Source organism: Burkholderia sp. Ac-20365 (genome assembly GCF_017104715.1).
Taxonomy (GTDB): Bacteria; Pseudomonadota; Gammaproteobacteria; order Burkholderiales; family Burkholderiaceae; genus Paraburkholderia.
Genome location: NZ_JAAGPI010000051.1, coordinates 48,411 through 57,591, shown reverse-complemented (window position 1 = coordinate 57,591; position 9,181 = coordinate 48,411). Strand labels below are relative to the sequence as shown.

At 62.6% G+C, this 9,181-nt stretch carries 10 protein-coding genes; 2 read left to right on the top strand and 8 right to left on the bottom strand.

The annotated features are described in order from the left end of the window. The 6 genes from G3O01_RS41005 to G3O01_RS40980 all read right to left on the bottom strand — a co-directional run. Positions 1-238, bottom strand: a 238-nt coding sequence (locus G3O01_RS41005; RefSeq protein ID WP_205813191.1) for an acyl-CoA dehydrogenase N-terminal domain-containing protein, incomplete at its 3' end; no start/stop codon positions are given. Between the two features lie 104 nt (positions 239-342). After that, the gene (locus G3O01_RS41000) at positions 343-1,278 is read right to left on the bottom strand and encodes an electron transfer flavoprotein subunit alpha/FixB family protein (RefSeq protein ID WP_205813190.1); all 936 of its coding nucleotides are present in this window, start codon (positions 1,276-1,278) and stop codon (positions 343-345) included. A gap of 28 nt (positions 1,279-1,306) precedes the next feature. Next, positions 1,307-2,056: an electron transfer flavoprotein subunit beta/FixA family protein gene (locus G3O01_RS40995; protein WP_205813189.1), complete on the bottom strand. Its 750-nt coding sequence runs from the start codon at positions 2,054-2,056 to the stop codon at positions 1,307-1,309. A gap of 244 nt (positions 2,057-2,300) precedes the next feature. Continuing rightward, complete coding sequence (locus G3O01_RS40990) at positions 2,301-3,101, bottom strand: MetQ/NlpA family ABC transporter substrate-binding protein (protein ID WP_205813188.1); 801 nt, start codon at positions 3,099-3,101, stop codon at positions 2,301-2,303. A 27-nt stretch (positions 3,102-3,128) separates the two neighbouring features. Further along, complete coding sequence (locus G3O01_RS40985; RefSeq protein WP_205813187.1) at positions 3,129-3,782, bottom strand: methionine ABC transporter permease; 654 nt, start codon at positions 3,780-3,782, stop codon at positions 3,129-3,131. After that, on the bottom strand, positions 3,772-4,806 hold the full coding sequence (locus tag G3O01_RS40980; RefSeq protein WP_205813186.1) for a methionine ABC transporter ATP-binding protein: 1,035 nt from the start codon (positions 4,804-4,806) through the stop codon (positions 3,772-3,774). Before G3O01_RS40980 ends, G3O01_RS40985 begins: the two co-directional genes overlap by 11 nt. Before the next feature lie 239 nt (positions 4,807-5,045). Here G3O01_RS40980 and G3O01_RS40975 point away from each other — a divergent pair, with 239 nt between their 5' ends. Continuing rightward, positions 5,046-5,921, top strand: coding sequence for an alpha/beta hydrolase (locus tag G3O01_RS40975; RefSeq protein ID WP_205813185.1), 876 nt, complete (start codon positions 5,046-5,048; stop codon positions 5,919-5,921). Positions 5,922-5,927: 6 nt separating this feature from the next. Here the strand turns inward: G3O01_RS40975 and G3O01_RS40970 are convergent, their stop codons facing one another. Both G3O01_RS40970 and G3O01_RS40965 read right to left on the bottom strand, forming a co-directional pair. After that, complete coding sequence (locus G3O01_RS40970; RefSeq protein ID WP_205813184.1) at positions 5,928-6,731, bottom strand: enoyl-CoA hydratase; 804 nt, start codon at positions 6,729-6,731, stop codon at positions 5,928-5,930. Between the two features lie 33 nt (positions 6,732-6,764). Further along, positions 6,765-7,688 carry a histone deacetylase family protein gene (locus G3O01_RS40965; RefSeq protein ID WP_205813183.1) on the bottom strand — a complete coding sequence of 308 codons (924 nt, stop codon included), beginning with the start codon at positions 7,686-7,688 and terminating at the stop codon, positions 6,765-6,767. Positions 7,689-7,893: 205 nt separating this feature from the next. Between G3O01_RS40965 and mltB the strand changes: the two genes are divergently transcribed. Further along, positions 7,894-9,105, top strand: coding sequence for a lytic murein transglycosylase B (gene mltB, locus G3O01_RS40960; RefSeq protein ID WP_205813182.1), 1,212 nt, complete (start codon positions 7,894-7,896; stop codon positions 9,103-9,105). The last annotated feature ends 76 nt before the right edge of the window (positions 9,106-9,181 follow it).

Sequence of the window (9,181 nt, the reverse complement as noted above, 5' to 3'; positions counted from 1 at the left end):
CATCGGCGAAACCGGGCGTCGCCGTGACATGACCGTCTTTCCAGCTGCTTGGATTCCTGTCGCCTTCGACGTTCAGCGGCGCCAGCACCTCGCCGCACAGCTTCGCGGATTCTTCGAGCACGGCCTGCGCCGTGTCGGAGTTCGCGTCTTCGAGGCCGGGCAACGCTGCGATGTCTTCGAGTCCGGCCAGTTCCTGCATCACGAACATCATGTCCTTGACGGGTGCCGTGTAGCTCATCTTTGTCTCCTCCCAGATCCGCATGAAAAAAGAGGCGCTGGATTCAACATCCTCGCGCCTCTTCGCTGTGCTGTCGTGCGCCGTCAGCGCGGCGCGTCGTTCTATCAGCCGAGTTCCTTCACCAGCTCCGGCACGACAGTGAACAGATCGCCAACGAGGCCGTAGTCGGCGACGCTGAAAATCGGCGCTTCTTCGTCCTTGTTGATCGCGACGATCACCTTCGAGTCCTTCATACCGGCCAGATGCTGGATCGCGCCCGAAATGCCGACGGCGATGTACAGCTGCGGCGCGACGATCTTGCCAGTTTGGCCGACCTGATAATCGTTCGGCACATAGCCAGCGTCGACGGCTGCGCGCGACGCGCCCATTGCTGCACCGAGCTTGTCAGCCAGCGGCTCGAGCACTTGCGTGTAGTTCTCGCCGCTACCCAGACCACGGCCACCTGACACGATGATGTTCGCCGACGTCAGTTCCGGACGGTCCAGCTTCGTCACTTCGCGGCTCACGAATTGCGAAATGCCTGCGTCAGCCGCAGCTTCGATCTTCTCGACCGATGCGCTGCCGCCTTCCGCTGCCACCGGATCGAAGCCCGTCGAGCGCACCGTGATCACCTTGATGGGATCCGCCGATTGCACGATCGCAATCGCGTTGCCAGCGTAGATAGGACGCTCGAACGTGTCGGCCGAGTCAACTGCGGTGATGTCGCTGATCTGCGCGACGTCGAGCTTCGCCGCGATACGCGGCGCGATGTTCTTGCCGTACGCCGACGCCGGCGCGAGGATGTGCGAGTAATCTTTCGCGATATTCAGCACCGTCGCCTCGACGTTTTCCGCGAGACCCGCAGCCAGTTGCGGCGCGTCAGCCAGCAGCACCTTCGACACACCCGCCACCTTCGCAGCCGCGTCCGCCGCGCCTTGCGCGTTGTGGCCAGCGACCAGCACATGCACGTCGCCACCGATCTTCTGCGCAGCAGCAACCGTATTCAGCGTCGCTGCCTTGAGCGCCGCGTTGTCGTGTTCAGCAATTACCAGAATCGTCATTTCATTCGTCTCCGAGTGCCCGAAAAAATCAAAGCACCTTGGCTTCGGTCTTGAGCTTTTCGACCAGCGTCTTCACGTCGGCCACCTTCACGCCAGCCGAGCGCTTCGGCGGCTCGCTGACCTTCAGCGTCTTCAGACGCGGCGTGACATCGACGCCCAGATCTTCCGGCTTCACGGTTTCCAGCGGCTTCTTCTTCGCCTTCATGATGTTCGGCAGCGTCACGTAGCGCGGTTCGTTCAGGCGCAGATCGGTCGTGACCACTGCGGGGAGCGTCAGCGACAGCGTTTCAGCGCCGCCGTCCACTTCGCGCGACACAGTCGCCTTGCCATCAGCAACCACGACCTTCGATGCAAACGTCGCTTGCGGCAGATTCGCCAGCGCAGCCAGCATCTGGCCGGTCTGGTTCGAGTCGTCGTCAATCGCCTGCTTGCCAAGAATCACAAGCGAAGGTTGTTCCTTGTCGACCAGCGCCTTCAGCAGCTTCGCGACAGCCAGCGGCTGCAGATCTTCATTCGATTCGATCAGGATCGCGCGATCCGCGCCGATAGCCAGCGCCGTGCGCAGCGTTTCCTGACATTGCGTCACGCCCGCCGACACGGCGATCACTTCCGTCGCCACGCCCGCTTCCTTCAGGCGCACGGCCTCTTCGACGGCGATTTCGTCGAACGGATTCATCGACATCTTCACATTGGCAATGTCGACGCCCGTGTTGTCCGACTTCACGCGGACCTTCACGTTGTAGTCAACCACTCTCTTGACTGGCACCAGGATTTTCATGCACACGCTCCAAAGTTACGAATACGTCAACCCGACGGACATTATAGCGATAGCCTCTGCGGCAGCCGCTCCGGGATTGCTTGGTGTTGAGGATATCGCTCCCCGACGGCGTGACGGAAATAGCGAACGGTCGTGCTATTCTAAACCTGAAAAAACCCGGAAGCCAAGTCCGGGTTCCTACCGATACCGATCGATCGCGTAAACGCAGGCTGCGAAGCCCGCGTCCACGAGGCTCAGCCGGGCATTACCAGGACGTGATCACCGCGCCGCCAAACTTGTTTTCGATGAACTGCTTCACTTCCGGCGAGTGGTAAGCCGCGATCAGCTTCGCCACCCACGGCTTGTTGCGGTCCGCCTCGCGGATCGCAATGATGTTCACGTATGGACCCTTCGGATCTTCGATCGCGATCGCGTCCTGTTTGGGCTTCAGGCCCGCTTCCATCGCGAAGTTCGTGTTGATCGCGGCGGCGTCGACGTCGCCGAGCGAGCGCGGAATCTGCGCTGCGTCGAGTTCGACGATCTTCAGCTTCTTCGGGTTGTCGGTGATATCGAGCGGCGTCGCCTTCAGGCCCGCGTCGGCGCGCAGCTTGATCAAGCCCTGTTTCTGCAGCAAGAGCAGCGCGCGACCGCCGTTGGTCGGATCGTTCGGCACGGCGATCTTCGCGCCGGGTTGCAGTTCGGCCAGCGACTTGATCTTCTTCGAATAGATGCCCATCGGGTAGGTCACGGTGTCCGCGATCTTGATCAGCTTGTAGCCGCGGTCCTTCACCTGCGCCTGCAGATACGGGTCGTGCTGGTAGCTGTTCGCGTCGAGGTCGCCGCCCGCGAGCGCGGCGTTCGGCTGCACATAGTCCGAGAACTCGATGACCTTGATTGTCAGGCCGCTCTTCGCCGCGACCGTCTTCACGACGTCCATGATTTGCGCGTGCGGGCCACCCGTCACGCCGACCTTGATCGAGTCGTCGGCGAATGCGAGCGACGATGTACCGATCAGCGATGCCGCGCCCAGCACGGCTGCCACCTTCAGAATGAAACGACGTTGCATGACCAAACCTTTGTCTTTTGAAAGTATTTATTTGTGGCTCAAACGACGCACGAGCCAATCCCCGAACGACTGCACCAGTTGCACGAAGACGATCAGAATCACCACGACCGTCACCATCACTTCCGGCAGAAAACGCTGATAACCATAGCGGATGCCGAGATCGCCCAGACCGCCGCCGCCGATCGCGCCCGCCATCGCCGAATAGCCGACCAGCGAGACGAATGTGATCGTCAGCCCCGCCACGATGCCCGGCAGCGATTCCGGCAGCAGCACCTTGAAGACGATCTGCGAAGTGGTCGCGCCCATTGCCTGAGCCGCTTCGATCAGTCCGCGATCGACTTCACGCAGCGCCGTCTCGACGAGCCGCGCGATGAACGGCGCGGCCGCGATCGTCAACGGCACGACGGCGGCCGCCGTACCAATCGACGAACCAACGACCAGACGCGTAAAGGGAATCACCGCGACGAGCAGAATAATGAACGGCGTCGAGCGCACGGCATTCACGATCACGCCCATCACGCGATTGGCGGCGATGTTCTGCAGCACGCCCTGACGGTCGGTCAGATAGAGCAGCACGCCGAGCGGCAGACCGACGGCCGCGCCGATCAGTCCCGAGATGCCGACCATGATCAGCGTCTCCCAGAACGACTGCACGAACATATCGAACATTTCACTCAACATACGACAACTCCTCGACCACCACGCCCTGTTCGCGCAGATACGTCATCGCCTGCGCTACCTTCGTCGGCTCGCCGCCCGCGAGCACCGCGAGCGAGCCAAACGCCTGCCCCTGAATCTCGTCGATCTGGCCGTGCAGGATGTTGAAGTCCAGCTCATAGCGGCGGATCGTCTCCGAGAGAATCGGCTGATCGACGCCCGAGCCCGTGAATGCGAGGCGCAGCAGATGGCCGCTGCCCGTCTTCAGACGCTCGGCCACGCGCACCTTCAGCGCGGGCGGCAGTTCCTGCGCGATCACATCGCCGATCAGCGCGCGCGTGACTTCGTGATGCGGCTGCAGGAACACGTCGATGACCTTGCCTTCTTCGACCACACGGCCGTTGTCGAGCACGGCGACGCGGTCGCACACCTGCTTGATGACTTCCATCTGGTGCGTAATCAGCACGATGGTCAGCTTCAGTTCGCGATTGATGCGCTTGAGCAGATCGAGAATCGCGCGGGTCGTTTCGGGATCCAGCGCGGAGGTCGCTTCATCGGAGAGCAGCACTTTCGGCTTGCTCGCGAGCGCGCGCGCAATGCCCACACGCTGCTTCTGCCCGCCGCTGATCTGCGACGGATAACGATCCTTCTGCGCCGACAGGCCGACCAGTTCCAGCAGCGGCAGCACATTCGCCTCGATCTCCGCGCGCTTCATGCCGGCCAGTTCGAGCGGCAGCGCGACGTTGTCGAACACCGTGCGCGAGGACAGCAAATTGAAGTGCTGGAAGATCATGCCGATCTCGCGACGCGCTTCGCGCAGTTGCGAGGCGGGCATCGTCGTGAGATCGCGGCCGTCGACGACGACATTGCCTTCCGTCGGGCGCGTCAGCAGATTGATGGTCCGTACCAGCGTGCTCTTGCCAGCACCGCTGCGCCCGATGATGCCGAACACCTCGCCTTGAGGGACGGTCAGATTCACGTTGTGCAGCGCTTCGACCCAGCCCCGAGGCCCTGGAAACCGCTGCGATAGATTGCGTAGTTCGATCATGAAAAACGAAACGGCGGAGTTGCCAGCGAGCGTCGTACGCTCCGGGCACTGGCCGCCGTTGCTTTTATTGGGATTTGAACCCCCGATTTTACCGCAGCCTCGTCATATCCTTTAATAATCAATTCGCGATCTTTCATAACGCTGCGGAATTAGAGGGTTGTCCCGTTTCAATCGATGCGAACGGTCATGCGCGTGCCGCTATGATCGAGCGAACGCATAAAAACATCGGACGAATGCTCATGGAGACCTCACAAGCCACTGTTTCCGTCGCACCGCATCCCGAGCGCTCGCGTGTCGTGACGCGCGACGGGCTCGAGCTGCCGCTGTATCGCTGGCGTGCGGCGGGTTTGCGCTGCGCGACGGTTGCGTTCGTGCACGGGCTCGCCGAGCATGCAGGACGTTATGCGCCGCTCGCGCGCGTGCTCAACGCGAACGGCATCGAACTGATCGCGATCGATCTGCGCGGGCACGGCGACGCGCCGGGCCGGCGCGTGTGGATCGACCGCTTCGACGACTATCTGCTCGATGCCGATGCGCTCATCACCAAGGCCGCGCGCAACGACGGCCCGCTCTTCCTCATGGGTCACAGCATGGGCGGTGCAATTGCGGCGCTCCACGCCGTCGAAAAGCACGCGACGCACGGCCGCCCGCTCAGCGGCCTGATCCTGTCGAGCCCCGCGCTCGCGCCGGGCCGCGACGTGCCGCGCTGGATGCTCGCACTGAGCCAGAAGATCAGCCGCCTGTGGCCGGGCTTCCCCGCAATGAAAATCGATGCGGCACTGCTGTCGCGTGACCAGAGTGTCGTCGATGCGAACCGCAACGATCCGCTCGTGCATCACGGCGCGATTCCCGCGCGCACGGGCGCCGAAATATTGCTGGCGATGCAGCGCATCGAGCAGGGCCGCGCAGGTTTGCGCACGCCGCTTCTGATCTGGCACGGCACGGCCGACAAGCTCACCGAACCCGACGGCAGCCGCGACTTCGGCGCGCACGCGGGCTCGCCCGACAAGACGCTGACGCTCTACGAAGGCAGCTATCACGAAACGATGAACGACCTTGACCGCGAGCGCGTGATCGATGCGCTCGTCGCGTGGATCTTGAAGCGTTCGGAATAAGGTGGCCTAGCGGCCCGATGTATGCGGCCAGTCGGGCGGCCGCTTGTCGATGAACGCCTGCACGCCTTCGAGCGCCGACTCGTCCATCATGTTGCAGGCCATCGTCTGTCCGGCCAGTTGAAAGGCCGCTTCGATGCCCATTTCGAGTTGCCGGTAGAACAGGCCCTTGCCTGCTTCGACAGCCGCGCGCGGCTTCGCGCAGATGCTCTTCGCGAGCGCGGCGACTTCGGCATCGAGCATGTCGAGCGGCACCACGCGATTCACGAGACCCTGCTGCTTTGCCGCCATCGCGTCGATGAAGTCGCCGGTGAGCAGCATTTCGAGCGCGGCCTTGCGCGACACGTTGCGCGACAACGGCACCGACGGCGTCGCGCAGAACAAACCTAGATTGACACCCGACACGGCAAATCGCGCGGTATCGGCGGCAACGGCAAGATCGCACGATGCCACCAGCTGGCAGCCCGCCGCCGTTGCAACGCCATGCACGCGGGCGATCACCGGTTGCGGCATGCGCTGGATCGCCAGCATCATCTTCGTGCAGCGCGCGAAGAGCGACTGGTAATACGCGAGCGATGGCTCCGCGCGCATTTCCTTCAGATCGTGGCCAGCACAAAACGCGCGGCCCGCACCAGCGATAACGACAACGCGCGCATCGCTCTTCGCAATCTCGGCGAGATGCGTCTGAAACTGATCGAGCAGCGCTTCAGACAGCGCGTTGAACGCATCCGGCCGGTTAAGCGTGAGACGCACGACACCGCGCACGTCGTAAGCGTCCTGCGCGATTTCGATCAGTTGCGGCGCTACGTTCATGATGCTCCTTCCTTCGATGCGCGCCGCCCGCGTTCAGATGTCCGCGAGCGCCCGCACGTGCGCGACGACGCTGCGTCCGAGCGCCGACAGGTTGTAGCCGCCTTCCAGACAGCTGACGATGCGCCCTTTCGCGTACTTCTTCGCGACCTGGCGAATCTGGTCCGTGATCCACGCGTAGTCGTCTTCGACCAGTGCCATGTTGCCGAGGTCGTCCTCACGATGCGCATCGAAACCCGCCGACACGAACAGCATCTGCGGCTTGAATGCTTCGAGCCGCGGCAGCCAGATCATGTCGACAGCCTCGCGCACCACCATGCCCTTCGAGCGCGCTGCGATCGGCACGTTGCACATGTTCGGCGCCTGGTTGTCGGCGCCCGTGAACGGATAGAACGGATGCTGGAAGATGCTGCACATCAGCACGCGTGGATCGTTCGAAAACGCAGCTTCGGTGCCATTGCCGTGATGCACGTCGAAATCGATCACCGCGACGCGCTCGAGCCCATGCACTTCGAGTGCATGTCGCGCAGCAATCGCGACATTGTTGAAGAAACAGAAACCCATCGCGCGCGCCGGCTCCGCGTGATGGCCAGGCGGACGCACGCTGCAGAACGCATTGTCGTAACGCCCTTCAATAACGGCATCCGTCGCGGCGACCGCCGCGCCCGCTGCGCGCAAGGCGGCGTTCCACGTGTGCGGGTTCATCGACGTGTCGGGGTCGATCTCCGCGTAGCCCGTGCTCGGCGCGCGCTCGCGGATGTAGTCAACGTGGGCCTTCGTATGCACGCGCAACAGCGCGGCTTCGTCGGCAAGCGGCGCGGACTCGCGCTCGATCAGCTCGCCGATGCGGCTCGCGATCAGTTGGTCTTCGATTGCCTGCAGACGGGCCGGGCATTCAGGATGCCATTGACCCATCTCATGCTGCAGACAGTCTGCATGTGAAAAGAAACCGGTTGCCATGAGTTGATTTCGGGCAGCGCGCCTCGCGAGGTGTGCGAGCGCACTGCATGTCTCCGTCCATTGACGCAAGCGGGTTGCGCGAATACTACGAAGTTACCACACGATGCCCCGGAACCGTGATGCCGCAACGCTTCTGCACAGTTTCGCGAACCCCGTCGGGTATACTGCCCCGTAACTTTTTTGGCCCGCACACATCCAGTTCACCATGACCGTCAAGCTTGCTCCGTCCGCATCATTTCGGCTACGCGCAACGACTGTAGCCGCCGCACTGTCCATCGCATGGTGCGCGTTCGCGGGAGTCGGCCCGGCTTCGGCGCAGACCGTCAACGGCAAGCCGCGCGTGCAACTCGCGCAGGGTCAGCCCGAGCAGCCGACGCAAGGACAGACGTTCGAAGAAGAGATCGTTCCGCAGCGCTACGCGAACAACGCCGATGTCGACTCTTTCATCAACGACATGGCTGCGCGCTACGATTTCGATCCCGCCGCGCTGCATGCACTCTTCGCGCGCGTCAGCTATTCGGCGACGGCCGTCAAGCTCGTGACGCCTTCGCCGACGCCGTCCGTCAAGAACTGGCGCGTCTATCAGGCGCGCTTTCTCGATCCGGTGCGCATCAACGCGGGCGTGAAGTTCTGGCGCGCGAATCAGGCGACGCTGCAGCGCGCGTATGAGCAGTATGGCGTGCCGCCCGAGGTGATCGTCGGCATCATTGGTGTCGAAACGATCTATGGGCGCTACATGGGCAACTTCCGTGTGCTGGACGCGCTCACCACGCTCTCGTTCGATTATCCGAACACGCCGAATCGCGCGGACCGGATGATCACGTTCCGCAAGAATCTCGAAGACTATCTGGTGTGGACGCGCGATTCGCAGATCGACCCGACTACCGTGCTCGGCTCGTACACGGGCGCGATCGGTATCCCGCAGTTTCTGCCGAGCAGCATCGTCCAGTATGCAGTCGATTACGACGGCAACAAGCGCATCGATCTGCGCACGAGCCAGGCCGATGCGATCGGCAGCGTCGCGAACTATCTGAACAAGAACGGTTGGGAAACGGGCCGCCCTGTCGTGTGGAATATCGCCACCGACACGGGCAGTCTCGGCATCGCGCAAGCGGCCGCGACGGGCGCGCCGGAACCGCGCTGGTCGCTGCAGCAATTGCTGAAGGCGGGCATGCTGACGAACCAGCCTGGCCTCGATACGACGGCCGAAGCGGGCACGCCCGTGACCGTGGTCGATCTGCCTTCGCCGGGCCGTGCAACGGAATACACGCTGGGCCTGAAAAATTTCTACGTGCTTACGCGCTACAACCGCAGCTTCTTCTATGCACTGGCCGTGTACCAGCTCGGCGAGCGTGTGAAAGCGCAAATGGCCGCGACCGATGCCGACAACGCATCGACGCCGGCAGCATCGCAGTAAGCGCGTTCGCTCTGCGCCAAGAAAAAACGCCGGCTTCTGCCGGCGTTTTCATTTGCGGTCGCGCTGGGCTTTTTAC

Coding starts and splice junctions, on each gene's coding strand:
- G3O01_RS40970 (WP_205813184.1), bottom strand. CDS start 6,731: ATGAACGTAGCGCCGCAACTGATCGAAATCGCGCAGGACGCTTACGAC.
- G3O01_RS40965 (WP_205813183.1), bottom strand. CDS start 7,688: ATGGCAACCGGTTTCTTTTCACATGCAGACTGTCTGCAGCATGAGATG.
- mltB (WP_205813182.1), top strand. CDS start 7,894: ATGACCGTCAAGCTTGCTCCGTCCGCATCATTTCGGCTACGCGCAACG.
- G3O01_RS40975 (WP_205813185.1), top strand. CDS start 5,046: ATGGAGACCTCACAAGCCACTGTTTCCGTCGCACCGCATCCCGAGCGC.
- G3O01_RS41000 (WP_205813190.1), bottom strand. CDS start 1,278: ATGACGATTCTGGTAATTGCTGAACACGACAACGCGGCGCTCAAGGCA.
- G3O01_RS40985 (WP_205813187.1), bottom strand. CDS start 3,782: ATGTTGAGTGAAATGTTCGATATGTTCGTGCAGTCGTTCTGGGAGACG.
- G3O01_RS40980 (WP_205813186.1), bottom strand. CDS start 4,806: ATGATCGAACTACGCAATCTATCGCAGCGGTTTCCAGGGCCTCGGGGC.
- G3O01_RS40995 (WP_205813189.1), bottom strand. CDS start 2,056: ATGAAAATCCTGGTGCCAGTCAAGAGAGTGGTTGACTACAACGTGAAG.
- G3O01_RS40990 (WP_205813188.1), bottom strand. CDS start 3,101: ATGCAACGTCGTTTCATTCTGAAGGTGGCAGCCGTGCTGGGCGCGGCA.